The organism is Geodermatophilus sp. SYSU D00710, assembly GCF_054050195.1.
Genome location: NZ_JBJGYX010000041.1, coordinates 15,251 through 41,228, shown reverse-complemented (window position 1 = coordinate 41,228; position 25,978 = coordinate 15,251). Strand labels below are relative to the sequence as shown.

Genomic DNA, 25,978 nt, shown 5'->3' with positions numbered 1-25,978 from the left:
CCCCCCCCCCCCCCCCCCCGCCCCCCCCCCCCCCCCCCCCCCCCCCCCCCCCCCCCCCCCCCCCCCCCCCCCCCCCCCCCCCCCCCCCCCCCCCCCCCCCCCCCCCACGACGCTGGTGATGGCCTCCGAGGCCTGGGTGTGGTCGAGCGTGGCGGTCATGCGGGGTCCTTCTCGGCGGACGGGGCGGGGACGATGGCAGCGGCCAGCCGGCGACGGTGGTTGCTGGCGATGGCGTGGGCGAACACGGCGTCGTTGGTGGTGACCTCCAGCGGCGCGTCCCGGGGGTGGCGCAGCAGCAGGACGTCGCCGACGGCGAGGGAGAGCAGGTCCTCCGAGGAGACCTCGAGCGGGGCGAACCGGACGCTGACGTCGACCGGGACCAGCTCGAGGCGCTCGGCGAGCAGCTCGGCCGCGCGCTGCCGCTTGCGCTGCGCGGACTCCGACAGCTGCGGCGAGGCGGCGTTGTTGAGCGCCGGCGCGAAGGAGGCGAACGGCAGCACCAGCGAGGCGGCGCCCTCGCGGCTGCCGATCGAGAGCGTGTAGCGGGCCACCATCACGGTGTCCGAGCCGGCCGCGGCCTGGGCCAGGGCGGGGTTGTACTCGATGCCGTCGATCTCCGGCTGCAGGTCGCTCACGTGCGCGAAGGCGGCGGTGAACTCCTGCAGCAGCCGGGTGAGCAGCGAGTGGGTGATGGTGGTCTCCATCGCCGTCATCGGCCGCTCGGGCTGCTGGGCGGCGCCGGAGCCGCCGAGCATGTGGTCGACGGCGGCCATGGCGATGTCCAGCGGGTAGGCGAGCAGGCCCTTGCCGGCCAGCGGGTCGATGCTGAACGTCGCCAGGAAGTACGGGTCGGACAGCGTCGCGACGAAGTCGTCGTAGGAGTGCTGCTCGATGCCCAGCAGCTCCATGCGCGCGCCGGTGCGCAGCATCGTGGTGAGCACCGTCGTCGCCTGGCGGGCGAACGCCTCCTGGGCGATCTGCAGCACCCGGACGTGCTCGCGGGAGAGCTTGGTCGGGCGGCGGAAGTCGTAGGTGCGGGGTGCACCGCGCCGGCTGCGGCCGCCCACGGCCGGCGACTGCGGCCCGTGCCCGGCGGGCACGGTCGCGTTCTCGGGGCGGGTCACGCCCTCCTCATCGGCGGGCCCGGAACGCGAGCTGACCGGCGGCGCGGGGCGCCGCCGGTCAGCCGGGGAGGGTGTGACTCCTGGTGTGCCGGGAGGTCACTGGGAGACCCGGAGGGTGTGCGCCGGCGCCGGGTTCCGGTGCCGGGAACGCGGCCCGCGCGCACACCCTCCGCCGGGGCTACTGGGTGACGTACTCCGTGAAGTAGATGCCCATGACCATCGGCACCTCGTGCTCGGTGTAGGCCTCGACGATCCTCTGCTCGAGCGCCTCCTTGAGCGCCTCGCGGGCTCCGGTGACGTCGGCGGGCTGGGCCTGCGAGTAGGTGGAGATGACCAGGTCGAGGGCCTTGGAGCCGTCGACCGCGCCGCCGCCGTGGCCACCGGCAGCGGCGTCCTCGGTGGTCTGCAGGCTGATCCCGATCTTCAGGTAGCCGCCGCCGGCCAGGTTGACCGTGACCGGCTCGAGGGCGACGACCTCGCCGGCCACCGGCTCCTCGGCCTCGGCCTCCCCGGTGAACAGGAAGAAGTAGGCGGCGGCACCGGCGGCGACCAGCAGGACGGCGAGGACGAGGAACAGCTTCTTCCTGCCGCCGCCGGTCGCCTCCTCGCCCTCCGTCGCGGCGTCCTTCTCCTTGGCCTTGGACCTGGTGCTCACTCGGGGGTGCCTTCCTGTGCGGGGGCGTCGAGGCCGGGCAGCAGTTCCCGGGCCTCGGCGGAGGCGTCGGACAGCACGACGACGTCGACGCGGCGGTTGAGGGAGAGGGCGGCGGGGTCGGACGCGGGCACCATCGGCCGCGTGTCGGAGTAGCCGGTGCCCTGCAGGCGCTCCTGGGGGACGCCCTCGGCGGCGAGGAAGCGGACGACCGTGGTGGCGCGGTAGGCCGAGAGCTCCCAGTTCGACGGCCACGGCCCGCCCGGGGTGACCGGGAGGGAGTTGGCGTGCCCCTCGACGGCGAGCTGGTTGGGCAGGCCGGCGAGCGTGGGGGCGACGGCGCCGAGGACACCGCGGCCGGTCTGCCGCAGGTCGGCCTCCTCGGGACCGAACAGCACCGGGTCGGACACGATGTGCACGACCAGGCCGCGCTCGTCGATCTCGTAGCGCGCCGTGCCGGCGTGGCCGGCGGCGGCGAGCGCGGCATCGATCGCGGCGCGCACGGCGGCGAGCTCGTCGTACTCCGCGCGCGCCTCCGCGGCGATCCGCTGGGCCTCCTGCCGGGCGGCCTCGGCGGCCGCGGCGTCCACGGACTCCTGCGCGGCAGGGGCCGGCGGGATCTGCACGTCGACGGCGGCGTCGAGGGAGTCGAGCACCGAGGGCTCGGGGTTGCTCGCCGACCCCTGCATCGCGGTGACCGGGGCGCCGAAGGCCTCCGACAGCCCGCTGGCCAGGGCGGCGAACTTCTCCTTGTCGACCTGGCTCATGGCGAAGAGCACGACGAAGAGCACCAGGAGCAGCGTCATCATGTCCGCGTAGGACACCAGCCACCGCTCGTGGTTCTCGTGCTCCTCCTCCTCGTGCTTCTTGCCGCGCCGGCGGCCGCCGTGGCCGCCGGAGCTCACGCCGCCTCCTTGGCGACCTCACTGGGCGGGATGAGGGAGTTAAGCTTCAGGCGGACCGCACGCGGGCTGGTGCCGGCCTGGATCTCGGCGATGCCCTCGACGAGCAGCTCCATCTGGGCGGCCTGCAGCTCGCTGACCCGGATGATCTTGGCGCCCATCGGCAGGAACCAGAAGTTGGCGGCCATGACGCCCCACAGCGTGGCGACGAACGCCGCGGCGATCATCGGCCCGAGCGACTCGGGGTTGCTGAGGTTCCCCATGACGTTCATCAGGCCGACGATGCAGCCGACGATGCCGATGGTCGGGGCGTAGCCGCCCATCGTGGTCATGAACTTGGCGGCGGTCTTGTCCTCCGCCTTCTTGGCGGCGATCTCGCTCTCCAGGACCGCGCGCAGCTCCTCCGGGTCGGTGCCGTCGATGCCCATCTGCAGGCCGCGCTTGAGGAACGGGTCCTCGATGGCCTTGACCTGGGCCTCGAGCGCGAGCAGGCCCTCCTTGCGGGCCTTCTCCGCGAGGCTCACCAGGACCTTGATCTGCTCGGTCGCCGGCGGGACCTTCGCCGGCACGAGGGCCAGCTTGAACCAGCCACCCATCTTCTTGAGGTCGTCCATGGTCTGGCCGGACATGGCGGCGCCGAAGGTGGCGACGATGACCAGGATGATCGCCGGCAGGAAGAGCAGCGACGACGGGTCGGCGCCCTCCATGACCATGAAGACCAGCAGGGCGACCATCGAGATGACGAACCCGATGAGGGTGGCGGGGTCCACGGGTCAGCGCTCCTCGCGGGCCGGGAAGGGGACGACGGAGGCCGTCGTGGTGTCGTCGGCGGCGGTGGGGCCGCTGGTGGTGCGGTAGGTGCCGCGGTCCATCGCGTAGGCGGTGGCGAGGATGCTCGCCCGGTACTCGCGGATCTCGTCGAGGACCTCGTCGACGCCCTCGCTGACGACGTACCTCGTGCCGTCGACGAGGAACACCACGGTGTCGGGGTGACCCTCGACCCGCTCGATGAGGTCGGGGTTGAGCGCGAAGTGCTCCCCGTTCAGGCGCGTCACACGGATCACGGGTCGGTCCTTCTGCTCGTGTGGGGAGGGGGAGGGGCTGTAGGGACCATCGGTCCTGCGCGGGAGGTGCTTGAGCCGAACCGGGGCCGCCGCGCCACCCCGGCGGGTGACCCGGCACCGCCTCCCCGTGCGTCCCACGCGCCCCGGGAGAGATGCCAATAGCGCGACAAAGGCACCACTGGGCGGCCCGGGAGAGGTGCCAATAGCGCGACAAAGGCACATGGGGCGCGGCCCGGCACCCCGGGGAACGGGTGCCGGGCCGCGGGCTGGTGGCCTGATCGACCGTCAGCGCTTGAGGTTGACCAGGTCCTGCAGCACCTCGTCGGAGCTGGTGATGACGCGGCTGTTGGCCTGGAACCCGCGCTGGGCGACGATCAGGCCGGTGAACTCCTCGGCCAGGTCGACGTTGCTCATCTCCAGCGCGCCCGCCGTCAGCGAGCCCCGGCCGCCGGTGCCGGCCTCGCCGATGACCGCCTGGCCGGAGTTGTCGCCCATCCGGTAGCTGGTGTTGCCGGCCTTCGACAGGCCACCGGGGTTGGCGAAGGTGGCCAGGGCGAGCTTGCCGATCGGCTCGCGCAGGCTGTTGGAGTAGACGCCCATGATCGTGCCGTCGCCGCTGAGCGAGATCGACTGCAGCGTGCCCATGGCGTTGCCGTCGACGCCGCTCGGGGCGAGCGCGGTCTTGCCGCCGAACTCGGTCATGCCGGACAGGTCGACGGCGATGCCGCCGGGCCAGCTGGCGCTGGCGACCGGGACCGTGAAGGTGCTGCCGGTCAGGGGCTGCCCGGTGGACGGGCTGAAGGTCATGCGCTGCGGCGCCCCGATGGGCGTCCCGCCCTCGCTGGCGGCCACGTCCCACTGGTTGGCCCCGGTCTTGGTGAAGGTCAGCGCGATCTGGTGGGCGGTGCCCAGCGAGTCGTAGGCGGTGACCTGGGTCTGCACCGCCGTCGCCTCGACCACCGGCGGCCCGGCCGAGTAGGCGACCGACGACGTCGACAGGTTGCCGCTGATCGTGCCGGTGCGGGTCGGGGTGGGAGGCATGACCTGGCCGAACGGGATGGTCAGCGGACCGAGGGCGCCGTTGGTGTCGACCCGCCCGCCGTCGGCCATCCAGCCCTGCAGCTGGGCGCCGTCGGGGGTCACGAGGTTGCCGGCGCCGTCGTAGTCGAAGGACCCGGCGCGGGTGTAGAGGTTCTCGTTGCCGGCGCGGGTCACGAAGAACCCGTCGCCGCTGATCATGAAGTCGGTCGAGCGGCCGGTGTTCTGGGTCGAGCCCTGGCCGAAGTTGGTGGTGATGCCGGCGACCTTGACGCCGAGGCCGACCTGCGCCGGGTTGGTGCCACCGGTCTGGTCGGTCGGGGCGGAGCCGTTGCGGATGACCTGGGACAGGGTGTCCTCGAACACGGTCTGGGAGCTCTTGTAGCCGACGGTGTTGACGTTGGCGATGTTGTTGCCGGTCACGTCGAGCTTGGTCTGGTGGGCACGCAGGCCGGAGATGGCCGAGAACATCGAGCGCAGCACGGGGAGGGTCCTCTCGGGAGGGGAGCGGGGGCGGGGGCCGGGTCAGGCCGGCAGGGAGATCTCGGTCAGTCGGCCGAGGGGGACCTCCTGGTCCCCGACGACGGCGGTGGGCTCGTCGTCGCCGAAGCGGACCGAGGACACCGTCCCGGTCTGCGTCGTGCCGTCCTCGGCGGTCCAGCTGACCGCGTGCCCGACCAGCGCGCCGGCCGACAGCGAGCGCTGCAGCGACAGCAGCGCGGCGTTCTGCGAGGCGATCTCCTCGAGCTTCTCGACCTGGGTGAACGTCGCGGTCTGCGACATGAACTCGGTCGTGCTCGTCGGGCTGCTCGGGTCCTGGTACCTCATCTGCGCGACCAGCAGCTGCAGGAACGTGTCCTTGCCCATCTGGTCGGCCCGGTCCACGGAGCTGGTGGCGGCGGTCGGGGGGGTGGTGCTGCCCACGCCGCCCACGGGTGCGGTCATCGTCGGCTCCTCTCAGGCCCGCACGTCGAGGACGCCCGACGCGGGGTGGGTCGCGGCAGCCGGTCGGCTCCCGTCGGGGTCGGTGGTGCGCGGCCACGGGCCGCCCGCCTCGTCGGCGCCCCTGCCGGAGCCGCGGCCGCGCTGGTCGGCCTGCCCGCGGGCCTGCTCCCAGCCGGCCTGGGCCTGCGACTGGCCCGAGCCCGCCTGCTCGCGGTCGACCTGCAGCCGCGAGCAGGTCAGGCCGGAGGACTCCAGGTCGCGGCGCAGGTCGGGCAGCGCGTCGAGCAGCGCGGCGCGGCCGGCCTCGGAGACGCCGCGCAGCCGCAGGTCCAGCGCGCCGTCGGCGACGGTGACCCGGACCTCGACCTCGCCGAGCGTCTCGGGCGTGAGCACCAGCGTCATCGTGTGCGTGCCGTCGGCGCCCGAGGCCAGCGTGGCGACGGCGGGGGCGAGCTGACCGGCGACCGGGGGCGGCGGCACGTCGGTCCGCGGCGCGGCGGCTCCGGCCGTGGGGACCGGGGCCGGAGCGGGCGCCGGCGCAGCGACGGCAGCGGTGGCGGCGGGAGCCGGGCCGGTCGCCTCGGCGGGGTCGGGGGACGGGAGGTCCGGCAGCGCGGCCGCGGCCGGCGCGGGGGCCGGTGCGGCCTCGGGGAGCACGGTCGTCACCACGGGCGGCGCCGGAACGGGCGCGGCGGGGTCGGCGGCGGGCAGGACCACCAGCCCGGCGGGCAGCCCGGCCGGAGCCGCGGCCGCCGTCGGCGTCGTCGTCGGCGGAGCGGCAGCCGGGCCCGGGACGGCGGCGTCCGGGGTCGCGGCGACCGGGGCCGTCGGGGCGGGGACGGTGCCGGGCGGGACCGCGGCGCCCTCGGGCAGGGCGGGTGCCGCTCCGGTGGGCAGCCCGGTCGCGAGGCCGGAGACCGCGACCGTGCCGTCGGCGACCGCGCCGTGCGCGGCGGCGGCACCGGGCGCGGCCGGGGCGCCGGGCGCGCCGGCGGGCACCGCGGTGCCCAGCGCGAGCGCCAGCGCCCAGCCCGCGGGCAGGCCGCCGGCCGCGGCGGGGAGCGGCGGAGCCTCCTCGCCGGCCGCGGGAGCGTCGTCGTCGGTCGGGCCGGGACGGCCGGGCTCGCCGTCGCGGCCGAGGGCCCGGCCGGGACGGTCGCCGTCGCGGCCGGGCGCCCGGTCGGCGGGACCGTCGGCGGGACGGTCGGCTGCACCCCGGCCGGCCACCGCGCTGTCGAGCGCGGACGCGAACGCCACGGACGGGCCGGACGACGGCGCCGACGGCGCGGCCGACGGCGCGCCGCCCGGGAGGACGGCGGGGAGGGCGGGAGCTGTCATGAGTACGCCTCCGCGGCGCTGGTGACCTTGCGGACGTAGGACTGGGTCTCCGCGTACGGCGGGACGCCGCCGGCGCGGGCCACCGCGCCGGGCCCGGCGTTGTACGCGGCGAGGGCGAGCTCGGTGGAGCCGAAGCGGTCGGTGAGCCGGCGCAGGTAGCGGGCCGCGCCGTCGACGGCGGAGGCGGGGTCCGACGCGTCGACGCCGAGGCCGGCCGCGGTGGCCGGCATGAACTGCATGAGCCCGGTGGCGCCGGCGGGGGAGACGGCGGCGGAGTCGAAGCCGGACTCGACCTGCGCCACCGCGGCCAGCAGCGCGGGGTCGACGCCGTGGCGGGCGCCGGCGGCGGCGAACAGGTCGGCGTAGGGGACACCGGCCAGGCCGGTGCCGGTCGCGGCGGCCGGCGCGGGCGCGGCGGAGGCGGGGAGCACGCGGCGGATGAGCGCGGGGTCGCCGACGTCCTGGACGCGGACGACATCGCCCGCCTGCGGCGCGGCGATCATCTTCCCGTCGCCGACGTAGATGCCGACGTGGTCGATGCCCGGCCGCGACGGGGTGTGGTCGAAGAACACCAGGTCGCCGGGGCGGGCCTCGCCGAGACTCGCGACCGCGGTGCCGGCGGTGGCCTGCTGGGAGCTGGTGCGCGGCAGGTCGATGCCGAGGTCGCGGTAGACCCGCTGCACCAGGCCCGAGCAGTCCAGGCCCACCGACGGGTCGGTGCCGCCCCAGGCGTAGGGGACGCCGAGGTAGCGCTGCGCGGCGGCCACCACCTGCGCCTCGGGACCGCTGCCGGCGGCGGGGGTCGTGCCGGTCGCCGGAGCCGGGGCCGTGCCGGTGAGCCCGGCGGCCGCGGCGGCGCTCGACCACGCCGCGGACGTCGACGACGACGTCGCCGAGGCCAGGGTGAGGATCCGGTTCTGGATCTCGGCGATGCGGCCGTGCACCGCGGTCAGGCCCTCCACGGCTCCTCCTCCCCGTCCTCGGCGGCGGCCCGCACGGCGTGCCGGCGGGTGACCAGGTCGTCGACCGCGCGCTCCTCGGCGGTCAGCTCGGCGGCCCGCAGCGCGAGGAGGTGCCGCTCGCGCAGCTTCTCCAGCGCCCGGGTCTCCTGGGCGGCGGCGGTCCACCGCTGCCGCAGCAGGTCCGCCTGCTCGGCCGAGGCCTGCGCCGTCGACCGTGCGGCTGCTTCATCGGCAGCCGCGGCGGCCGACGCGACCATCGCGGCGAGGAAGACCGGAGCGGGTGCGGAGGCGGGCGGCACCCGGCCGGCGAGGGCGCCGGCGAGCTCCTCCGCGCGGCGGGCGGCGGCGCGGGCGCCGGCGTCGGCCTCGGCCGCCGCCCGGGAGGCGGCCTCCTCGGCGGCGGCGCGGACCCGCAGCACCGGCTCGAGCCGGAAGCCGGCGCGCTCGCCCACGTCAGCCCGCGGTCACGAGCCGGTGCAGCATCGCCCAGGCGTCGTCGGGCGAGGTGGTGTCCTCCAGCGCCTGGCGGAGGAAGGCGTCGATGGCGGGCGACAGCACACGGGCGCGGTCGACCAGCGGGTCGCTGCCGGCCTGGTAGGCGCCGATCTCCACGAGTTCCTTGACGTCGCGCAGCGCGCCCATCAGCCGCCGCATCTCGCGGGCGTCGGCCATCCGCGCGGGGGCGGTGACCGCGCCGGCGACGCGGGAGATCGACTCGAGGACGTCGACGGCGGGGAAGTGGCCGGCAGTGGCCAGCCGCCGGGTGAGCACGACGTGCCCGTCGAGGATGGAGCGGGCGGTGTCGGCGATCGGCTCGTTGTGGTCGTCGCCCTCGACGAGCACCGTGTAGAGGCCGGTGATCGACCCGGTGGCGCCGGGGCCGGCCTTCTCCAGCAGCCGCGGCATCATCGCGAAGACGCTCGGCGGGTACCCGCGGGTGGCCGGCGGCTCCCCGGCCGACAACCCCACCTCGCGCTGGGCCATCGCGGTGCGGGTGATGGAGTCCATGAGCAGCAGCACGTCGCGGCCCTGGTCGCGGAAGCCCTCGGCGATGCGGGTGGCCACGAACGCGGCCTTGAGCCGCACCAGCGGCGGCTCGTCGGAGGTGGCGACGACGACGACCGTGCGCGCCATGCCGTCGGCCCCGAGGTTCTCCTCGAGGAACTCCTTGACCTCGCGGCCGCGCTCGCCGATCAGCCCGATGACCCGGACGTCGGCCTCGGTGCCGCGCGTGATCTGCGCCAGCAGCGTGGACTTGCCGACGCCGGAGCCGGCGAAGATGCCCAGCCGCTGGCCCTTGCCGACCGGCACGAGGGTGTCCAGCGCGCGGACGCCGACCGGCAGCGGCTCCTCCACCCGGCGGCGCGACAGCGCGTGCGGCGTCTCGCTGGCGAGGTCGACCCAGTCGACCCCGGGCCCGAGCGGGCCGTGCCCGTCGACCGGCCGGCCCAGCCCGTCCAGCACCCGGCCGAGCAGCGCCTGCCCGACGGGCACCTGCAGCGGCATGCCGGTGGCGCGCACCGGCGCGCCGGCGTGCACGCCGGAGATCTCGCCCAGCGGCATGCAGGTCAGCCGGTCGCGGGAGACGGCGACGACCTCGGCGAGCAGGCCGGAGCCGACCTCGACCAGGTCCCCGACGGCGGCGACGACGCCCTCGACGGTGAGCGTGAGCCCCATGGCGCCGACGACGGAGCCGGTGAGCTGCGGGCGGGCGGCCAGGCGGGCGCGGGAGAGGACGGCGGCCGCGGACATCAGGCCGGGCCCCCGCCCGCCAGGACCGCCCGCACCCGGGCCAGCGCCGTCGACAGCTGCGCGTCGACCCGCCGCGGGCCGCACTCGGCGACCGCGCCGGCCCGCTCGACCGTGTCGTCGGCGACGACGGTGACCGACGGGGGCAGCGCGGCGAGGGCGTGCGGGGGGACCTCGGCGAGGTCGTCGGGGTGCAGCCGCACCACGGCGGGGGCGTCGGCGGGGACGAGGGTCAGCGCGCGGCGGACCGCGTCGAGGCCGGCGGTGGTCGAGGCCGACAGCTCGCGGCCGAGCAGGTCCTCCACCAGGGTCAGCGCGCCGTCGAGGAGGGTGTCGCGGACGTCGTCGGCCGTGGGCACGGCGGCGGCCTCCAGCGCGGCGACGGCGGCACCGAGCGCCGCGGTGGCCGAGGCCATGCGGCGCTCCCAGCGGGCCTGGACGTCGGCCAGCCGGGCGGCCGCGGCGGCCTCGGCCTCGGCGACGACCTGCGCGGCGGACGCCACGCCCTCGGCGTGCCCGGCGGCGAAGCCCTCCCCGCGGGCGAACTCCCGCAGCCGGGTCAGCTCCTCGGCGTAGACGTCGCCGAGCCGCAGCACGCCGCGGCCGTTGGGCACCGGGACGTCGGCGGCGCGGCGGCGGGCCGTGCGGCGTTCGACGGTGACCTCGGGGGCGGTGGCGACCACGGGCGACGGGCCGGCGGGCGGCGCCTCGGGACGTGGCCGCGGTGGCACCGTCGTCCCCGCGACCTGCCGGTAGGGGGCCGCCGCGCTGGCCGAGGGCCCGCGCAGCAGCACCGACTCCCGCCGCCCTTCAGGAGACGAACTCATCGTCCCCGCCGCGCGAGATGGTCAGCACGCCCTGCTCCTCGAGGGTGCGGATGACCGCGACGATCTTGCCCTGCGACTCCTCGACGGTGCGGGCGCGCACCGGGCCGAGCAGCTCGATCTCCTCGGCGAGGTTCTCGGCGGCGCGCTCGGAGAGGTTCCGCACGACCTTGTCGCGGACGTCGGGGCGCACGCCCTTGAGCGCGGTGGCCAGGTCGTTGGACTGGACCTCCCGCAGCACCAGCTGCATGGAGCGGTCGTCGATGGTGACGATGTCCTCGAACACGAACATCTGCGCGCGCACCTGCTCGGCCAGCTCCGGGTCGGAGGAGTCCAGCCACTCGAGGATGGAGCGCTCGGTGGGCCGCGGCGAGCGGTTGATGATCTCGACGAGGGTCTCGACGCCGCCGACGGTCGACATGTCCTGGTGGGCCAGCAGCGACCCCATGCGCCGGCTGAGCTCCTCCTCGACCAGGCGGACCATCTCCGGCGAGGTGCGGTCCATCGTGGCGATCCGGTGCGCGACCTCGGCCTGCTGCTCGGGGCCGAAGCCGGAGAGCACCTCGGCCGACTGGCCGGCCGACAGGTGGGCGAGCACCAGCGCGATGACCTGCGGGTGCTCGTCCTTGAGGAAGGTGACCAGCTGGCGGACGTCGGCGTTGCGCAGCGAGGCGAAGGGCACCTCGGTGTAGACGACGTTGAGCCGGGCGAGGATGCCCTCGGCCTTGTCCTCGCCGAGGCCCGCGGCCAGGATCTCGCGGGCGAAGTCGACGCCGCCGCGGCCGACGTAGCGCTGCGCGGCCATCATCGTGTGGAACTCCGACAGGACGCCGTCGACGTCGTCGGGCTCCACCGTGCCCAGCTTCATGATCTCGCGGGTGAGGGCCTCGACCTCGCGGGCGCTGAGCTTGGACAGCAGCAGCCCGGCCTCCTCCTTGCTCATCTGGGCGAGGAAGACGGCGGCCTTGCGCAGGCCCGGCATCTCCGGGCGCGGGGGAGCCGGCGGCAGGGCGGGCAGGTTCGTCCCGCCCGTGCCGACCAGCTGCTCGACCGATGCCAGGGTCATCGCACGTCACTCAGCCAACCGCGCAGCATCTGCGCCACCTCGTCGGGACGTTCGCTGACCATCGAGGCGATCTCCCCTCGCACGCGCTGGCGCTCGGCGGCCTCCAGCTCCAGGGCCCGGTTGTCCAGGACGGCGGTGTCGTCGCGGGAGCTGGCCACCCGCAGCCGCTCCAGCTCGGCCATGAGGCCGTCGTCGATCTCCAGCAGCTCGTCGTCGGCGTCCTCCTCGTCGTCGTCGCGGCGACGCGAGCGCAGCCAGACGACGAGCACCAGGAGGGCGATGCCGAGGGCGATGCCGCCGGTGCGGACCAGCGACCACATCTGCGCCTGCTGCTCGGCCTCGCGGGCGGCGGCCATCGCCGCGGCGGCCTCGTCGGCGGCCCGGGTGTCGAAGGCCAGCGAGGCGACGCTGATGTCGTCGCCGCGGGCCTCGTCGAGGCCCACCGCGTTGCTGACCAGCTCCTGCACCTGCGCCTGGTTGAGGTCGCCGGCCACGGTGTCGTCCATGACGACGGCGACGGTGAGCCGGTTGACCTCGCCGGGCGCGGTGACGGTGTTCTCGACGGTCTCCCCGACGGGGTTGTTGACCGTGGTCGACTCGGTCTCGTACTGCGAGTCGCCGCCCGTGCCGGTCGGACCGCCCTCGTTCTCCGGGCCGAGGACGCCGCCGACGGCGGTGCCGGTGCCGGTGTAGGTCTCGCGCGAGGTCTGCTCGGAGATCGGCGGGGTGCCCTCGGTGTACTGGTAGCTGGTCGCGGTGCTGTCCCGCTGGCTCATGTCCAGGTCCGCGCGGACCGAGACCTGCGCGTGGCCGGGGCCGAGGACGCGGTCGAGGATCGCCTGGGCGTTGGCCGCCAGGCGCTGCTCGTAGTCGGACTCCATCTGGGAGCGGGCGTCGCCGGCGGCCGCGGTGAGCCCCGACCCGGCGGCCGAGAGCAGCTGGCCGGTCGAGTCGGTGACGGTGACCTGCTCGGAGTCCATCCCCTCGATGCTGGAGGAGACCAGGTTGGTGATCGACTGGACCTGCTCGCCGGCGAGCTGCGTCCCGGGCTCGAGGTCGAGCAGCACCGAGGCGGTCGGCTCGCCCTCGTCGGAGGCGAACACCTCCTCCTCGGGCAGCGCGAGGTGCACGACCGCCTGCGAGACGCCGTCGAGCGCCTCGAGGGTGTTGGCCAGCTCGCCCTCGATGGCGCGCTGGTACTGCACCTGCTGCTGGAACTCGCTGGTGGTGATGCCCTGCTCGTCGAGCAGCGCGTAGCCGGTGTCCGACCCGGCCGGCAGGCCCTTGCCGCTCATCTGCAGCCGCAGGTCGTAGACCGACTCGTTGGCCACCAGGATCGTCTGGCCGCCGTCGGCGAGCTCGTAGGCGACGCCACCGGCGTTGAGCTCGTCGACGATCGCCGAGGCGTCGGTCGAGGCCAGGTTGGAGAACAGCGGCGCCATGGTCGGCGTCGTGATCCAGCGGTAGAAGAAGAAGCCGCCGAGCGCCAGCCCGGCGACCAGCAGGCCGATGACGACCTTCTGGCCCAGGCTGATCGCGGCGAGGGTGCCGCGCACCTTCGCGAGCGGCCCCGCCAGTGCGTCAGGCATCAGACCGGCATCCTCATGATCTCGGTGAAGGCCTCGACGGCCTTGTTCTTGATGGTCACGACCATCTCGGTGGCCACCGAGGACTCCTGGGCGGCGATCATGTAGTCGTGCACGTCGCGCAGGTCGCCGGTGGCGGCCTGCACGGCCAGCCGGTCACGGTTCGCCTGCAGGCCGCCGAGCTGCTCGAGCGCGCCGGTGAGCGCCGCGGCGAAGCCGGCACCCGAGCCGGGAGCGGCGGCCGGGACGACCGCGCCGGCGTCGGCCGGGCCGCCGAGGGCGCCGACGGTGGGGACGGTGGGCAGCGAGATGCCGCCGATCGGGGACGTCACGGTCAGCCCCTCCCGAGCTGGAGGGCGGCCTGGTAGGCGCTGGTCGCTCGCTCCAGGGACGCCAGGTTCGCCTGGTAGCCGCGCTGGGCCATGATCAGCTGCGTCATCTGGTCACCGAGGTCGATGTCGGGGTAGCGGACGTAGCCCTCGGCGTCGGCCAGCGGGTGGTCGGGCTCGTGCACCAGCCGGCCCTCGCCGCTGCCGAACTCGGCCCGGGCGATGCGCACGCCGCCCTCGCCGGAGCCGTAGTCCACGGCCTGCGCGACGACCATGCGCTCCTTGAACGCCTCGCCGTCGGTCGCGCTGACCGTGTTGATGTTGGCGATGTTGTCCGAGACGGCGTCCATCCAGCGGCGGTGGACCGACAGGCCGGACCCGGAGATGTCGATGCTGTCGAACACGGTCACGCCGTCCTGAGGGCCGTGCGCAGACCGCTGTACTTGCCGTCGAGGGCGGTGAGCGCGAGCTGGTAGCGCAGGCCGGTCTCGGTGGCGATGACGGTCTCGCTGTCGAGGTTCACGTTGTTCCCGTCCGTGCGGGTGGGCTCCAGGGAGCGGGCGATCGCGCCGCCGGAGGCGGTGGGCGTCCGGCCCTGGCGCAGCTCCGTGCGCAGCGAGGACTCGAAGTCGGTCCGGCCGGCGAGGAAGCCCGGCGTCTGGACGTTGGCGATGTTGTCCGCCGTCACGCGGCTGCGCTGGGCCAGGCCGGTCAGTGCCGCGTGCAGCGTCGCCGTGGTCACGTCGCCGATCACGGGGCTGACCGCCGGTGGGCAGGACGGCAGGACACGAGGTGCCTCCGGGTACGTCGGGGACCCGCGCGCGCGAGCGCGTGGGAGGGGCCGCCGATCCGTGGCGAGAGTGGTGCTGTCCGTGCAGGGCCGTCATCGGCAGCGCCTCGTCAGACCTTGACCACCGTCCGGGGCGGAGGGGGTGGGTGTGACGGGCGGAGCGATCGGGGAGGACGAGCCAGGGGAGGGCCTCCGTGCCCGGGGAGGTGCCCTTGTCGCGATGTCGGCACTCCTGGGGGCGGGACGACGACGGCCGGGCCCGCGGTGAGGCGGACCCGGCCGGGTCGGGGTTCGTGCAGATCTGCCAGGAGCGGTCAGAGCGCCCTGTCGACGAACGCGGCGACCGGGCGGGGGCGGTAGGCCATGCGGGCGGCGACGTCACGCTGCCGCTGGGACTGGGTGATCCGCTCGACGAGCTCCTCGGCGACGGCGAGCTGGTGCTGCAGCAGCCGGGCGGCCCGCTCACGGAGGTCGGGCGGGAGTGGCCCGAGCATCGTCGGCGGCGTCCAGTCCTCCATCCGCCGGCCCCAGGCGGCGATCTCCTCGGCGCGTTCGCCGCGGATCGAGCGCTCGGCGTCGAGGACCTCGCCCTCCATCTCCTCGAGGACGGCGGCCCACTCGGCGCGCCGCTGGTGGTCCGAGGAGGAGCCGCCGGTCATGCGGTGCCCGCCAGGCTCGCGGCGGCCTGCCGCCACGCGTCACGCAGCGGCTCGACGACCTGGAGGCAGGAGGCGACCCGGTTGCGGTCGCCGCGCACGTTCGCCTGCACGAGCTCGGTGAGCAGCCAGCTGTAGAGCGCCGCCAGCCGGGGGCCGCCCTCCCACGCGTCGACGCGGAGGCTCGACTGCAGCTCCAGGACGATCTCCTGGGCGTGCTGCAGCTGGGAGCCGGCAGCCTGCCGGTCGCCGTCCCCCAGCGCGGTCAGCGCCCGCTCCAGGTCCAGGGCGAGCCGGTCGTAGAGCATGACCAGCAGACGCTGGGGGGAGGCCGTGGTGACGGCGTCGCCGACGTAACGGGCGCGGAGGGAAGCGGCACTCATCGAGCTGTCTCCTGGGGAAGCGGGGTCAGAGGGAGTGTCGGACGGCGCGGGGTCAGCTTGAGCTGGGCAGCGAGGCGATCTGTCCGGCCAGCCAGCTCGACTGGTTCTTCATGCTGCTCAGCGCCGTCTCCATCGCGGTGAACTGGCGGGTCAGCGTCGCCTTGCGCTGGGCGAGCCGGAGGTCCCAGGCGTCGATGCGGGCCTGGATGTCCTTGGCCAACGAGTCACGACCCTTGGCCAGCATGGTCAGCGTGCCGGTCGTCGTGTCGGTCGCCTTGGTGGCGAGCTCCAGCACGCGGTCGGCGACGCCGGGGACGGCGACGGTGGTGCCGGCGGCGGACGAGCCGTCGACGATCCGGCGGGCGAGGCCGGGGTCGGCCTCCAGCGCCGCCACGAACCGCTCCTGGTCGAAGGCGACCGTGCCGTCCTTGGTCAGCTGGATGCCTGCGCGGTTGGGGGAACCGTCGTCGCCGACGCCGAAGGAGACCGCCGAGCGCAGGGTGGCCGCCAGCGCCGACAGGCCGGAGTCGCCCTTGAGGACGGCGGTGGGTCCGCCGTCGGCTGCGGTGTAGGTCTTGATGCCGCTCAGCGCGTTGTTGACGGCGTCCACCAGGGCCTTGACCTTGCCGGCCACGGCCTGCGGGTCGGCGGCGACGTCGACGGTCACGGCCGCGTCCTTGTCGGCCCTGCTCACCGTGATGGAGGTGCCGGGGACCAGGTCGGGAAACGTGTTGGTGGTCGACGTGACGTCGAACCCGTCCGTCGCGGACCCGATGCGCAGGACCGCGTTCTGGCCCTTGGTGAGGTCGGTGAAGGGGACCCCGCTGCCGGAGAGGGAGAAGGTGCCGGCCGCCCCGGAGGTCTTCGTGGTCACCTGGAGGCGGTACTCCGACGGGCCGGTCTGCAGGACCGTGGCGGTCAGCCCGAGCTCGGTCTTCTTGTTGATTGCGGCGGCGGCCTCGGCCAGCGTCGCGGTGCCGCTGCCGTCGGTGTCCAGCGCGATCGCGGTCGTGGCGCCCCCGGCGGTCACGGTGACCGAGGTGGCACCGAAGTCGGCCGTCGTCGCCGACCAGGTGCCGGTGCTGCGCACGGAGTGGGCGGCGGCCAGCTGGGTGACCGCGAACGTCACCGAGCCGGTCTGCGGGGCCGTGCCCACGGTCGCCGTCACGGTGGGGGAGGAGCTGGTCGCCTTGGCCGAGGACCAGGTCTCGGACCTCGTGAGCGCCTCGGCGGCGGTGCGGACGGCGTCGAAGCGGGTGTTGACCGCCCGGTAGGCCGTGGCCGAGGCCGTGGTGGTCGACAGCTTGGTCTTCAGCTGGGCCTGCGGTGCGGCCTCGGCCTGGACGAGCTGGCTGATGAGGCTGGTGGTGTCCAGCCCCGAGATCAGGCCGTCGACGCTCATGCCTGCCACGCGGGTGCCTCCCGGTCGCTCGGGGTGGGGTGGATGCCAGTGAGGGGGGAGGTCCGGAGACCTCCCCCCTCACCGGGTGGTGCCGTGGCGCTAATGCGTCAGCCGTCCCTGGGCGGGGATCAGCGGAGCAGCTGCAGGACGCCCTGCGAACCCTGGTTGGCCTGGGCCAGCATCGCGGTGCCGGCCTGGGACAGGATCTGGTTGCGGGTGAACTGCATCATCTCCTGGGCCATGTCGGCGTCACGGATGCGCGACTCCGACGCGGACAGGTTCTCGACCGACACGTTCAGGTTGTTGATCGTGTGCTCGAAGCGGTTCTGCAGGGCGCCGAGGCCGGCGCGCGCGGTCGACACCGTCTTGATCTGGGCGTCGATGAGCGTGATGGAGGCCTGGGCGTTGGCGGCGGTGTCGAACTTGACGCCACCGGTCAGCGCGGTGCCCGCGGTGCCGGCGGCCATGCCGGTGCCGGGGGCCGTGGTGCCCACGGTTCCACCGTTGAGCGCCGAGACCACGATCCCGGTGCCCGCGCCGTTCGAGTCCTTCTGGACCGAGACGGAGAAGTTGGCCGCGAACTTGGCGTCCGCCCGCAGGGCCGCCGCGTACTCCTCGACGCTCTGGAAACCGGCGCCCCCGGCCGTGTCGCTCAGCGTTCCGGTCACGACCGTGGTGGTCACGCCGCCCTGCGTCGACGTGAAGGTGGCAGCACCCGTGGTCAGCGCGGTGCGGTCCGCGATGGTGAACGAGGTGCCGGTGGTCGACAGGCTGCCGCCGGCCAGGGTCTGGGCCACGGACTTGACGTTGGCCAGGCCCAGGTCGACCTTGATCTGGCTGTTCTGGCCGCCGTCGGCACCGACCTGGAACTTCAGCTCGCCGGCGCTGCCGTCGAGCAGCTTGGTGCCGTTGAAGTTCGTGGAGGAGGCGATCCGGTCCAGCTCCGCGACGAGGCTGGTGGCCTCGGTCGCGATGTTGGCCCGCGAGTCGGCGTTGTTGCTGTCGTTGCCCGCCTGGACGGCGAGGTCACGGACGCGCTGCAGGATCGAGTGGACCTCGGTCAGGGCGCCTTCCGCCGTCTGGACGACGGAGATGCCGTCCTGGGCGTTGCGGACGGCGACCTTGAGCCCGCCGACCTGCGAGCGCAGGCCCTCGGAGATCGCCAGACCAGCGGCGTCGTCGGCAGCACGGTTGATGCGGAAGCCGCTCGACAGCTTCTCCAGGCTCTTGGACATCTGGGTGTCCGTCGCCGAGAGGTTGCGGTACGAGTTCATCGCCGCGATGTTCTGGTTGATGCGCAGACCCACGGTGTTCCTCCTTGGAATCGGGTCTTCCGGTTCTCCCGCTGCATCCGTGCTGCGGGCTTGCACTGGGTGTTACGGCTGGGGCGGGACGGGTCTTGAGGCGAACCACGACCTTTTTCGCGGCGACCTCGCTCAGGCGGGGCGGGCCGCGCCGTAGGCCGCCTGCCAGCCCGTCCGCGGACGCGGGAGCGACGGGACGGTGCGCTCGGCCGGGACGCGCCCGGCCACCCGGTCGACGTAGAGCCGCTGCTGGTTGCGCGCGCGGACCCCGCCGTCGGCCGGCACCGACCGGCCCTCCCACACCTCGCTCATCGCCGCGTGCAGCAGGGTGAGCGCGCGGGCGCGCATCTGCGAGACGCGGGAGAGGGTGACCCCGAGGTCGGCCGCGATGTCGGTGAGCGACTCCCCGCCGAAGAAGTTGCGCTCCACGACCTCGTCGAGCCGGTCGGGCAGCGCGTGGATGGCGTCCTGCAGGTACCTGGCCCGCTCGCCGCGCAGGACCGCCCGCTCGGGCGACTCGCCGGGGTCGGGCAGGTCGAGCGTGCCGCCCTCGCTGCCGGTCTCGGCGTCGATGCTCACCATCACGGCACGGTGCACGTCGACCTGCAGCGCCTCGAGCTCCTCGCGGCGCACGCCCATCTCCTCGGCGAGCTCCTCGCGCGTGGGTGGGCGGCCCAGGCGGATGGTGAGCGCGTCGGCCGCGGCGTCGGTGCGCCGGGCGGCCGCCCGCACCGAGCGGCTGGCCCAGTCGCCGGAGCGCAGCTCGTCGAGGACGGCGCCCTGCAGCCGGGGGAGGGCGTAGGTGGCGAAGGTGGCGCCGGCCGACGGGTCGAACCGGCGGGCCACCTCGACCAGCGCCACCTTCGCGCAGGAGAGCAGGTCCTCCCGGCTGACGTGGCCGGGCAGCGAGATGCGCGAGGCCACCGCGTTGACCGCGAACGAGCACAGCGGCAGGTGCTCGGTCACGAGCGCCTCGACCTCGGTCTCCGGTCGCAGGGCCTCGGCCCGCGGTGCGGCGGTGGGCAGCGGGGGAGCGGAGCGTGCGGCGACGGGTCGCTCGGTCACCGGGGGACGGGCAGCGGGCACGGTCCCCTCCTCGGCAGGGAACCGGTCGGCCCGGACGCACAACTCCTGCCAATCCTGCGATCTCGGCTTGAGGGGCCGTTGCCCGCTGCCGACCGTCTGGGCGCATGGCGCGGACGGCGGGGACTCCCCGCCGGGAGACGAGGGAGGCGGTGGCGGACGTGGACTACCAGCACCTGTCGACGCTGCTGTGGCGCGAGCAGGAGCTGCTCGACCTGCTGCTGTTCAAGGCGGAGGAGAAGCAGTACCTGATCCTGTCGGGCAAGACGCGCTGGCTGGCGCGCATCGCCCACGAGATCGAGGTCGTGCTCGACCAGCTGCGGACCCTCGAGGTGGAGCGCGCCGCGGCCACCGAGGCGATCGCCGTCCGGCTGGGGACCGGGGTCAACCCGTCGCTGCGCCAGCTCGCCGAGGCCGCCCCGGCGCCGTGGAACGACCTGCTGGCCCGGCACCACGAGGCGTTGCTGGTCCTGGTCACCGACCTGCGCAGCCTGTCCGACGCCAACCGCGAGCTCATCGAGGGCGGACTGAGCGCGATCGGCGACGCGCTGCTGTCGGTCCGCCAGCCCTCCGCCGGCACCTACGGCGCCACCGGCCGCTCCGAGGCCGGCTCCTCCCGCGCGGTGACCCTGGACGGTGCCCTGTGAGCAGCACGTTCGGCGGCCTGAACACCGCCTCGACGTCCCTCTGGGCGCAGCGGCGCGCACTGGACGTCACCGGGCAGAACATCGCCAACGTCAACACCGAGGGCTACTCCCGCCAGCGGGTGGACCTGCAGGCGATGGGCGGCACCGCCGTCCCTGCCGTGCACTCGGTGGACAGGGGGCTGACCGGCGGGGTCACCGCCGACGAGGTGCTGCGGATCCGCGACGCCTTCCTCGAGGCCCGCGGCCACACCGAGCACGGCACCCAGGCCCGGCTGACCGCCGAGACCGAGGCGCTCCGCCAGGTCGAGCAGGCGCTGCGCGAGCCCGGCGAGACCGGCATCCAGAGCCTGCTGTCGGACATGTGGGCCGGCTGGGACGACCTCGCGATCAGCCCCGACAACACCGCGGTGCGCGGCCAGGTCCTCGAGCGCCTCGACACGCTCGTCGACGGGATCCGGACCAGCCAGGGTGCGATCGACGCGGAGTGGTCCCGCACGCGGGAGAACCTGAGCGTCCTCGTCGCCGACGTGAACTCCGCCGCCGCCACCATCGCCGAGCTCAACCAGGCCATCCAGCGGTCGGCGCAGAGCGGGCTGCCGGTCAACGAGCTGACCGACCGGCGCGACCTGCTGGTCATGGACCTCGCCGACCAGGTCGGTGCCAGCGTGCAGCGCAGGGCCGACGGCGTCGTCGACGTCTCGGTGGGCGGGATCGTCCTCGTCTCCGGCGCGACCGTCACCGAGCTCACCGTGGTGGGGACCGACGACCCGGCCGGGATCGACCCCGACGTCGTGCCGCCCGCCGACCCGCCGCGCATCCAGACCGCGCGCGGCAACCTCGTCGTCGTCCCCGGCGGCACCGCCGGCGGGCAGCTCGACGCCCTCACCGGCGTCCTGCCCCGGTACCGGGACGCGCTCGACGACCTCGCCGTGGACCTGGCCACGTCGCTCAACGCCGTGCACACGACCGGCGCCTACGACCTGGAGGGCCGGCCCGGGACGCCGCTGCTGGGTTCCAGCGGAGGGCCGGTCACCGCCGCCTCGCTGCGGGTGCTGGTCACCGACCCACGCCGGATCGCGGCCTCGGGGGAGGCACCGACCGGCGGTGTCCCCTCGCTCGACAACGACGTCGCCGACCGGATCGCCCAGCTGCGGCTCTCGCCGGCCGGCGTCGACGCGTCCTACCGGCAGACGGTGGTGGCCCTCGGCGTCCAGACGTCGGTGGCGGCCCGCGCCCTGGACATCCAGGAGGTCGTGACCGCGCAGGTCGACGCGGCGCGCGACTCCGTGGCCGGCGTCAACCTCGACGAGGAGATGACCAACATGCTCTCGTACCAGCACGCGTACGCCGCCGCGGGCCGGCTGGTCACCACGATCGACCAGATGCTCGACCAGCTCATCAACCGCACCGGCGTCGTGGGCCGGTGAGCGGCATGAGGGTCACCCAGCGCGCCGTCGCCGCCACCAGCCTCCAGGGCCTCAACCGCAACCTCGACCAGATCGGCAGGCTGCAGCAGCAGCTCACCTCGGGCCGGCAGATCAGCGCGCCGTCGGACTCGCCCACGGGCACCAACCGCGCGATGCAGATCCGGTCGAGCCAGGCCGCCGTCGGCCAGCAGTCCCGGGCCCTCGCCGACGCGCGGGCCTGGCTGCAGCAGACCGACTCGACGCTGCAGACGATGGTCCAGCACACCCAGCGGGTGCGGGACCTCGCGCTCCAGGCGTCCAACGACGGCGCCCTGTCCGCCACCGGCCGCCAGGCCATCGCCATCGAGGTCGCCTCGCTGCGCGAGGGGCTCGTCGCCCTCGCCAACACCCGGTCCCAGGGGCGGCCGCTCTTCGGCGGCACCACGTCCGGGCCGGCCGCCTACGACGCTGACGGGACCTACGTCGGCACCGCCGGTGACATCAACCGGCGGGTGTCCGACGACGAGGTCATGGCGGTCAACGTGACCGGGCCGGTGGCCTTCGGCGCGGGGCCCGACGACCTGTTCAGCGTGGTCCAGGCGATCGCCACCGACGCGACCGCCGACCCCGCGGCGCTGTCCGGTCACCTGCAGGCGCTCGACGACGTCATGGAGGGCATGCTCGACGCGCTCTCCAGCGTCGGTGTGCGCGGGACGCGCGTGGAGCGGCTCGAGCAGATCGGCACCGACCGCGCGCTCTCCTTGTCCTCGCAGCTGTCGGAGGTCGAGAACATCGACCTGCCGAACACCATCATGAAGCTGCAGATGCAGCAGATCGGCTACGAGACGGCGCTCGCGGCGACGGCCAAGGCGATCCAGCCGACGCTCCTGGACTTCCTGCGGTGACCCTCGCTCCCGTGGTCACCCTGCCGCTGCTCGGCATGGTGTCGCCGCTGCCCGGGTTCCCCGACTTCCGTGACTACGTGCTCGTCACGGCCGACGGGGACGGCCTGCTGTTCTGGCTGCAGTCGATGGACGCCGACGGTCCGCGGTTCCTGGCCATCCCCCCGGCCCGGTACTTCCCGGACTACGCCCCGTCCCTGCCGCGCCAGGTGCTCGCCGACCTCGACCTCGCCGACGCCGCCGACGCCCAGCTGCTCTGCCTGGTCACCGTCCCGGCCGAGGGGGTCGCGGCCGCGACGGCGAACCTGCGGGCCCCGGTCGTGCTCAACCCGGCGAACTGGCGGGCCACCCAGGTGGTCCTGCCCGACGGCCGTCATCCGATCCGGCGTCCCCTTCGCCGATAGGAGAGGAGGGCCCCGTTCGTCGGGACGGGGCCCGTGCCAGGACGGCCACCACACACCCATGGAGGGGTACCCGTGCTCACACTGACCCGCAGCGTCGGCGAGACCATCCGCATCGGCGACGACATCGAGGTGCACGTCGTCGAGGTGCGCGGCGGCACCGTCCGGCTCGGCTTCACGGCCCCCCGCGAGGTGACCATCCACCGCGAGGAGGTCTACCGGCAGATCGCCGAGGCCAACCTGCTCGCCGCCCAGGTCACCGCCGACACGCTCGGCGCCCTCGCCGCCTTCGCACCCGCCGCCGGCCCCGCCGCGCCCCCCACCGGCCTCGCCGCGGGCCGGCCCGTGCGCTCCGCCCCGCCGGAGGTCCGCAGCCGCTGAGCGACTCGCACGGACGGCGGGCCCGCACCTCGGCAACTCCTGCCGGAGCGCGGGCCCGCCGGATCGGCTGGCTCCTCCGCACGGGCAAGACCTGACGAAGGTCGGCCGGCAGATTGCGAAGGGCACGGCGAGTTGTGTGCCCATCACTGTCCGCTCATGCGACAGAGTTGCCCCCGAGCACGACACAGGGGGCGATGGAGATGCAGCACAGCGTGATGGCAGCGACCCAGCAGGCCGACGAGACCGTCGTCGTCCACGTCCAGCTGCGGCCGCGGCGCGGGTCCACCAGGCGCTGCCTGGCCGAGCTGGCCGCGCTGGCCGCCGTGCACCCCTCGGTCGCCTTCTCGGTCACCGGGCTGGGCAAGGACGAGCGCGTCGTCCGCGTGACCGTCGGCGTCGAGCTCGGTCCGCGCGCCGGCATCGCCCGGTTCTCGCCGCAGGCGCAGGCCGCCTACGCCTTCGTCAGCGACCTGTTCACGGTCCTCTACGACCACATGCCGGTCTACGCGACCGAGCCGGCCGCCGGTGAGCGCGCCGCGGCCGAGGCGCTGCTGGGCTCCGGTGTCGACGTCGCCGTCGGCGCCGTGGAGTCCCCGGCCGTGCCCGTCCCCGCCTGAGGCGCCGTCGCCTCCCCCGTGATCGACCAGGAGCACCGGTGACCTCCAGCCCCCCGACCGCCGACCCGGCCGCCGACGCCGGCAGCCGCGCGCCACTCGTCTTCGGCGGCATCCCCGAGGCCGAGGGCTTCGCCGCGGTCCCGATCACCGCCCGCGACCGGGTGCACTTCCGCGTCGACCGGGACCTGCCGCTCGCCGAGTTCCGCGCCGACCTGCCCACGGGCGTCACGGTCAGCCACGACGAGGGCGAGGGGCTCTACCGGGTCGACGGCCCGTGCGGCCAGGGCCAGGTCCTCGCCGACTGGATCCGCGCCTGGTGCGCCGACCGCGGCTGCGCCACGGTGGGCCTGCGCGCGGAGGCCGGCGTCCGCCGCCGCGCGCCGCGGGACCTGCCGAAGGCCTTCCTCGAGGACCTGTGCCGGCACTACCACCCGGTCAGCCTCAAGCGGCTGCAGCGCAACTCGAGCACGCTGCGCCTGCACGTGCCCGACCCCGACGACCTGCACCAGCAGGTGGCCGAGTGGATCCTCAAGGCCGTCGGCCAGTACGACGAGACCAAGGGCGTCCCGTTCGGGGCCTTCCTCGCCACCCAGCTGTCCAAGTGGGTGCACGACCTGGGCCGCAGCGCCCACGGCCGGACAGCGGCCGACACGGAGAACCGCCAGCAGAAGGCGCTGGCCGCCTTCCAGGCCGAGCACCAGAGGCGGCCCACCGAGCGCGAGCTCGCCGACTACATGGGCCAGAGCGTCGCGACGCTGCGCCGCAACTCGCAGACCGTGGCCACCCTCAACGGGCTGCGCAACCTGCAGTCCCTCGACGGCGGCCCGGACGCGGCCGAGGTGCTGGTGCCCGACTCCACCGAGGCGCCCGACCTGATCATGGACGAGGCCGAGCAGACGCTGCTGTCGCACGCGCTGACCGCCGCCTGCGCGCCCGACCCGACCGCCGCCCGCGGCCAGCGGGCCGCCCAGCCCAACGTGCTGGGCTGGGCCACCTGGTACCTGACCACCTGGGGCGGGCAGACCAAGACGCAGGTGTCGGCCGACCTGGGCACCTCGGTCCGCAACATGAACGTGCACGCCGACCGCGTCGAGCGGGCGCTCAAGGACCGGTTGACCGAGCTGTCCGAGTGACGGGGGAGTAAACGGCCGGAACGAGTCCGTTACCGACGGGTCCATCGCGGCTCCGGCCTGCCGATACCGAGGACGTGACCGCGAGTCCCCGCCGCAGCGCCGCCGCCGGGGGACCGGGACCGGAGGCACCGACGGGGGGAGGTGTGCGGTGAGCGTGCTGCCCGCGGGCGATCCCGCCGTCGTCCTGCTGCCGCACTGGCTGTCGGAGGCCGACCGCGAGGCGCTGGCCACCGCGGTCCGGGCCGGCCTCGCCGCCCCGGGCGTGCACCCGGTCACCGCCGTCCGCCTCGCCGACGTGCTCACCGAGCTGCACGTGGCGGCCGCCCGCGACGCCGTCTGGCCCGCCCCCGCCGCCCGCGTCCGCCGCGTGACCGGCTGGTCCGACGACGTCCTGCCCGTCCGCCTCTCGGCCGCCGAGCTCGACAGCGTGCTCGGGCTGCCCGCGCTGCCGGCCCCGCTGCGCACCGCCCTGTCCGGGCGCCGCCCGTGATGCCCCAGCGCTCGCCGCGCGCGGCGGCCGCCCTGCTGTCGCGGCTGCGGCCGGCGGCGGTCGGCGTCGACGACGTCCGCGCCGCCGCGGCGGCGGTGCTCCCGGCGGTGGCCACCGGGGGCCTGCGCGCCGCCGTGCTCACCGACCCCGCCCGCGGTCCGGTGCTGGTCCTCGCCGAGGACGAGCGCCGCACCCGGCTGTCGTTGCGCGACCTCGCCGAGGACATGACCGACGCCGGCGTCGCGCCCACCGCCGAGGCTGTCGCCGCCGCGCTGACCGCCGTCGTGGCCGGGCGCCCGGTCAGCGACGCCGCCGCCGCGCGCGCCGGGGTCGCCGTCCTCGACTGGACCGACGCGGGGCGGTCCGCCGTCGGCTGGCGGGTCGTCGTCCGGCGGGGTGAGCGCACCGTCGCCTGGACGCCGTCGGACCGGGCCGACGCCGCGGTGGTCGACCGCACCCGCAGCGGCGCGACGGCCCGGGCCGCGGACGCCGGCGGCGTGCTGCGGGTCGAGGGCCCGGTGGCGCTGTGGTCGCACCCCGGCGCGCCGATGCTGGCCAGCGCGGCGCTGGCCGCCCCCGACCGGCTGCTGGGGCGGATCGCCGACGCCGGGCTGACCCTGCGCGACCCGCACGTCGTGGTCACGCCGATGCGACCGCTGGCCTGTGCCGTGCCCGGGGTGGCCGACCGCCTGGCCGGCCTGACGGGGGAGGCCTGCGTGCGCCTGCCCTGGGCCGGCCTCCCCGCCCTGCGCTGGCTCTGAGCGAGGCATTGGAAGCTCTACGCACGTCCTGACCCGCAGGAGG

Annotated in this window: 31 protein-coding genes; 9 read left to right on the top strand and 22 right to left on the bottom strand. The window is 74.9% G+C overall.

Translation table 11 applies throughout. The features are described 5' to 3' along the window. Positions 1-155 precede the first annotated feature (155 nt). The 22 genes from ACI78U_RS17515 to ACI78U_RS17410 form a co-directional block, all read right to left on the bottom strand. The gene (locus ACI78U_RS17515) at positions 156-1,124 is read right to left on the bottom strand and encodes a flagellar motor switch protein FliM (protein WP_456876664.1); all 969 of its coding nucleotides are present in this window, start codon (positions 1,122-1,124) and stop codon (positions 156-158) included. Between the two features lie 178 nt (positions 1,125-1,302). Then, entirely contained in the window at positions 1,303-1,779 is a 477-nt protein-coding gene (locus ACI78U_RS17510; RefSeq protein WP_456876663.1) for a flagellar basal body-associated FliL family protein, read from the bottom strand. Then, the gene (locus tag ACI78U_RS17505; RefSeq protein ID WP_456876662.1) at positions 1,776-2,681 is read right to left on the bottom strand and encodes a flagellar motor protein MotB; all 906 of its coding nucleotides are present in this window, start codon (positions 2,679-2,681) and stop codon (positions 1,776-1,778) included. Before ACI78U_RS17505 ends, ACI78U_RS17510 begins: the two co-directional genes overlap by 4 nt. Further along, positions 2,678-3,448, bottom strand: coding sequence for a motility protein A (locus tag ACI78U_RS17500; RefSeq protein WP_456876661.1), 771 nt, complete (start codon positions 3,446-3,448; stop codon positions 2,678-2,680). Before ACI78U_RS17500 ends, ACI78U_RS17505 begins: the two co-directional genes overlap by 4 nt. 3 nt (positions 3,449-3,451) lie before the next feature. Continuing rightward, positions 3,452-3,742, bottom strand: coding sequence for a flagellar FlbD family protein (locus ACI78U_RS17495; RefSeq protein WP_456876660.1), 291 nt, complete (start codon positions 3,740-3,742; stop codon positions 3,452-3,454). 285 nt (positions 3,743-4,027) lie between these two features. Next, positions 4,028-5,263: a flagellar hook protein FlgE gene (locus ACI78U_RS17490; protein ID WP_456876659.1), complete on the bottom strand. Its 1,236-nt coding sequence runs from the start codon at positions 5,261-5,263 to the stop codon at positions 4,028-4,030. A gap of 42 nt (positions 5,264-5,305) precedes the next feature. Further along, entirely contained in the window at positions 5,306-5,725 is a 420-nt protein-coding gene (locus ACI78U_RS17485) for a flagellar hook assembly protein FlgD (protein WP_456876658.1), read from the bottom strand. Positions 5,726-5,737: 12 nt separating this feature from the next. After that, positions 5,738-7,063, bottom strand: coding sequence for a flagellar hook-length control protein FliK (locus ACI78U_RS17480; RefSeq protein ID WP_456876657.1), 1,326 nt, complete (start codon positions 7,061-7,063; stop codon positions 5,738-5,740). Beyond that, complete coding sequence (locus ACI78U_RS17475; protein ID WP_456876656.1) at positions 7,060-8,025, bottom strand: transglycosylase SLT domain-containing protein; 966 nt, start codon at positions 8,023-8,025, stop codon at positions 7,060-7,062. The genes ACI78U_RS17480 and ACI78U_RS17475 overlap by 4 nt, the downstream gene beginning before the upstream one ends. Next, positions 8,013-8,477 carry a flagellar export protein FliJ gene (locus ACI78U_RS17470; protein ID WP_456876655.1) on the bottom strand — a complete coding sequence of 155 codons (465 nt, stop codon included), beginning with the start codon at positions 8,475-8,477 and terminating at the stop codon, positions 8,013-8,015. Before ACI78U_RS17470 ends, ACI78U_RS17475 begins: the two co-directional genes overlap by 13 nt. A 1-nt stretch (position 8,478) precedes the next feature. Next, on the bottom strand, positions 8,479-9,777 hold the full coding sequence (locus ACI78U_RS17465; RefSeq protein ID WP_456876654.1) for a FliI/YscN family ATPase: 1,299 nt from the start codon (positions 9,775-9,777) through the stop codon (positions 8,479-8,481). Next, complete coding sequence (locus ACI78U_RS17460) at positions 9,777-10,601, bottom strand: FliH/SctL family protein (protein WP_456876653.1); 825 nt, start codon at positions 10,599-10,601, stop codon at positions 9,777-9,779. The genes ACI78U_RS17465 and ACI78U_RS17460 overlap by 1 nt, the downstream gene beginning before the upstream one ends. Next, positions 10,585-11,664 carry a flagellar motor switch protein FliG gene (gene fliG / locus ACI78U_RS17455; protein ID WP_456876652.1) on the bottom strand — a complete coding sequence of 360 codons (1,080 nt, stop codon included), beginning with the start codon at positions 11,662-11,664 and terminating at the stop codon, positions 10,585-10,587. Before fliG ends, ACI78U_RS17460 begins: the two co-directional genes overlap by 17 nt. Further along, a complete protein-coding gene (gene fliF / locus ACI78U_RS17450) occupies positions 11,661-13,253 on the bottom strand; it encodes a flagellar basal-body MS-ring/collar protein FliF (protein WP_456876651.1) in 1,593 nt (530 codons plus the stop codon). Before fliF ends, fliG begins: the two co-directional genes overlap by 4 nt. Further along, complete coding sequence (fliE, locus tag ACI78U_RS17445) at positions 13,253-13,582, bottom strand: flagellar hook-basal body complex protein FliE (protein ID WP_456876650.1); 330 nt, start codon at positions 13,580-13,582, stop codon at positions 13,253-13,255. The genes fliF and fliE overlap by 1 nt, the downstream gene beginning before the upstream one ends. A gap of 2 nt (positions 13,583-13,584) precedes the next feature. Continuing rightward, positions 13,585-13,989: a flagellar basal body rod protein FlgC gene (flgC, locus tag ACI78U_RS17440; RefSeq protein WP_456876649.1), complete on the bottom strand. Its 405-nt coding sequence runs from the start codon at positions 13,987-13,989 to the stop codon at positions 13,585-13,587. After that, positions 13,986-14,333 (bottom strand): flagellar basal body rod protein FlgB, encoded by a 348-nt coding sequence (locus ACI78U_RS17435; RefSeq protein ID WP_456876648.1) that lies wholly within the window; start codon positions 14,331-14,333, stop codon positions 13,986-13,988. The genes flgC and ACI78U_RS17435 overlap by 4 nt, the downstream gene beginning before the upstream one ends. 350 nt (positions 14,334-14,683) lie before the next feature. Continuing rightward, entirely contained in the window at positions 14,684-15,028 is a 345-nt protein-coding gene (locus ACI78U_RS17430) for a hypothetical protein (RefSeq protein WP_456876647.1), read from the bottom strand. After that, positions 15,025-15,408 carry a flagellar export chaperone FliS gene (gene fliS / locus ACI78U_RS17425; protein ID WP_456876646.1) on the bottom strand — a complete coding sequence of 128 codons (384 nt, stop codon included), beginning with the start codon at positions 15,406-15,408 and terminating at the stop codon, positions 15,025-15,027. The genes ACI78U_RS17430 and fliS overlap by 4 nt, the downstream gene beginning before the upstream one ends. 52 nt (positions 15,409-15,460) lie before the next feature. After that, positions 15,461-16,810: a flagellar filament capping protein FliD gene (fliD, locus tag ACI78U_RS17420; protein WP_456876665.1), complete on the bottom strand. Its 1,350-nt coding sequence runs from the start codon at positions 16,808-16,810 to the stop codon at positions 15,461-15,463. Positions 16,811-16,938: 128 nt separating this feature from the next. Further along, on the bottom strand, positions 16,939-18,117 hold the full coding sequence (locus ACI78U_RS17415; RefSeq protein ID WP_456876645.1) for a flagellin N-terminal helical domain-containing protein: 1,179 nt from the start codon (positions 18,115-18,117) through the stop codon (positions 16,939-16,941). A gap of 129 nt (positions 18,118-18,246) precedes the next feature. Further along, the gene (locus ACI78U_RS17410; RefSeq protein WP_456876644.1) at positions 18,247-19,179 is read right to left on the bottom strand and encodes a sigma-70 family RNA polymerase sigma factor; all 933 of its coding nucleotides are present in this window, start codon (positions 19,177-19,179) and stop codon (positions 18,247-18,249) included. A 170-nt stretch (positions 19,180-19,349) separates the two neighbouring features. Here ACI78U_RS17410 and ACI78U_RS17405 point away from each other — a divergent pair, with 170 nt between their 5' ends. The 9 genes from ACI78U_RS17405 (at position 19,350) to ACI78U_RS17365 (ending at position 25,935) form a co-directional block, all read left to right on the top strand. Continuing rightward, the gene (locus tag ACI78U_RS17405) at positions 19,350-19,844 is read left to right on the top strand and encodes a flagellar protein FlgN (RefSeq protein WP_456876643.1); all 495 of its coding nucleotides are present in this window, start codon (positions 19,350-19,352) and stop codon (positions 19,842-19,844) included. Next, positions 19,841-21,271, top strand: coding sequence for a flagellar hook-associated protein FlgK (flgK, locus tag ACI78U_RS17400; RefSeq protein WP_456876642.1), 1,431 nt, complete (start codon positions 19,841-19,843; stop codon positions 21,269-21,271). The genes ACI78U_RS17405 and flgK overlap by 4 nt, the downstream gene beginning before the upstream one ends. A 5-nt stretch (positions 21,272-21,276) precedes the next feature. Next, positions 21,277-22,155 (top strand): flagellar hook-associated protein FlgL, encoded by an 879-nt coding sequence (flgL, locus tag ACI78U_RS17395; RefSeq protein ID WP_456876641.1) that lies wholly within the window; start codon positions 21,277-21,279, stop codon positions 22,153-22,155. Then, complete coding sequence (gene fliW, locus ACI78U_RS17390) at positions 22,152-22,556, top strand: flagellar assembly protein FliW (RefSeq protein WP_456876640.1); 405 nt, start codon at positions 22,152-22,154, stop codon at positions 22,554-22,556. Before flgL ends, fliW begins: the two co-directional genes overlap by 4 nt. Positions 22,557-22,628: 72 nt before the next feature. Next, positions 22,629-22,934, top strand: a complete 306-nt coding sequence (gene csrA / locus ACI78U_RS17385; protein ID WP_456876639.1) for a carbon storage regulator CsrA — start codon at positions 22,629-22,631, stop codon at positions 22,932-22,934. A gap of 215 nt (positions 22,935-23,149) precedes the next feature. Next, positions 23,150-23,551, top strand: coding sequence for a hypothetical protein (locus tag ACI78U_RS17380; RefSeq protein WP_456876638.1), 402 nt, complete (start codon positions 23,150-23,152; stop codon positions 23,549-23,551). Between the two features lie 38 nt (positions 23,552-23,589). Beyond that, entirely contained in the window at positions 23,590-24,684 is a 1,095-nt protein-coding gene (locus ACI78U_RS17375; protein ID WP_456876637.1) for a flagellar biosynthesis protein FliA, read from the top strand. Between the two features lie 148 nt (positions 24,685-24,832). Then, on the top strand, positions 24,833-25,174 hold the full coding sequence (locus ACI78U_RS17370; RefSeq protein WP_456876636.1) for a hypothetical protein: 342 nt from the start codon (positions 24,833-24,835) through the stop codon (positions 25,172-25,174). Continuing rightward, positions 25,171-25,935, top strand: coding sequence for a hypothetical protein (locus ACI78U_RS17365; RefSeq protein ID WP_456876635.1), 765 nt, complete (start codon positions 25,171-25,173; stop codon positions 25,933-25,935). The genes ACI78U_RS17370 and ACI78U_RS17365 overlap by 4 nt, the downstream gene beginning before the upstream one ends. The last annotated feature ends 43 nt before the right edge of the window (positions 25,936-25,978 follow it).

Bases quoted from the DNA above. Each gene is read 5' to 3' on its own strand.
- ACI78U_RS17485 (WP_456876658.1), bottom strand. From the start codon at position 5,725: ATGACCGCACCCGTGGGCGGCGTGGGCAGCACCACCCCCCCGACCGCC.
- ACI78U_RS17480 (WP_456876657.1), bottom strand. From the start codon at position 7,063: ATGACAGCTCCCGCCCTCCCCGCCGTCCTCCCGGGCGGCGCGCCGTCG.
- ACI78U_RS17465 (WP_456876654.1), bottom strand. From the start codon at position 9,777: ATGTCCGCGGCCGCCGTCCTCTCCCGCGCCCGCCTGGCCGCCCGCCCG.
- ACI78U_RS17460 (WP_456876653.1), bottom strand. From the start codon at position 10,601: ATGAGTTCGTCTCCTGAAGGGCGGCGGGAGTCGGTGCTGCTGCGCGGG.
- fliG (WP_456876652.1), bottom strand. From the start codon at position 11,664: ATGACCCTGGCATCGGTCGAGCAGCTGGTCGGCACGGGCGGGACGAAC.
- fliF (WP_456876651.1), bottom strand. From the start codon at position 13,253: ATGCCTGACGCACTGGCGGGGCCGCTCGCGAAGGTGCGCGGCACCCTC.
- ACI78U_RS17430 (WP_456876647.1), bottom strand. From the start codon at position 15,028: ATGACCGGCGGCTCCTCCTCGGACCACCAGCGGCGCGCCGAGTGGGCC.
- fliS (WP_456876646.1), bottom strand. From the start codon at position 15,408: ATGAGTGCCGCTTCCCTCCGCGCCCGTTACGTCGGCGACGCCGTCACC.
- fliD (WP_456876665.1), bottom strand. From the start codon at position 16,810: ATGAGCGTCGACGGCCTGATCTCGGGGCTGGACACCACCAGCCTCATC.
- flgL (WP_456876641.1), top strand. From the start codon at position 21,277: ATGAGGGTCACCCAGCGCGCCGTCGCCGCCACCAGCCTCCAGGGCCTC.
- ACI78U_RS17380 (WP_456876638.1), top strand. From the start codon at position 23,150: ATGGCAGCGACCCAGCAGGCCGACGAGACCGTCGTCGTCCACGTCCAG.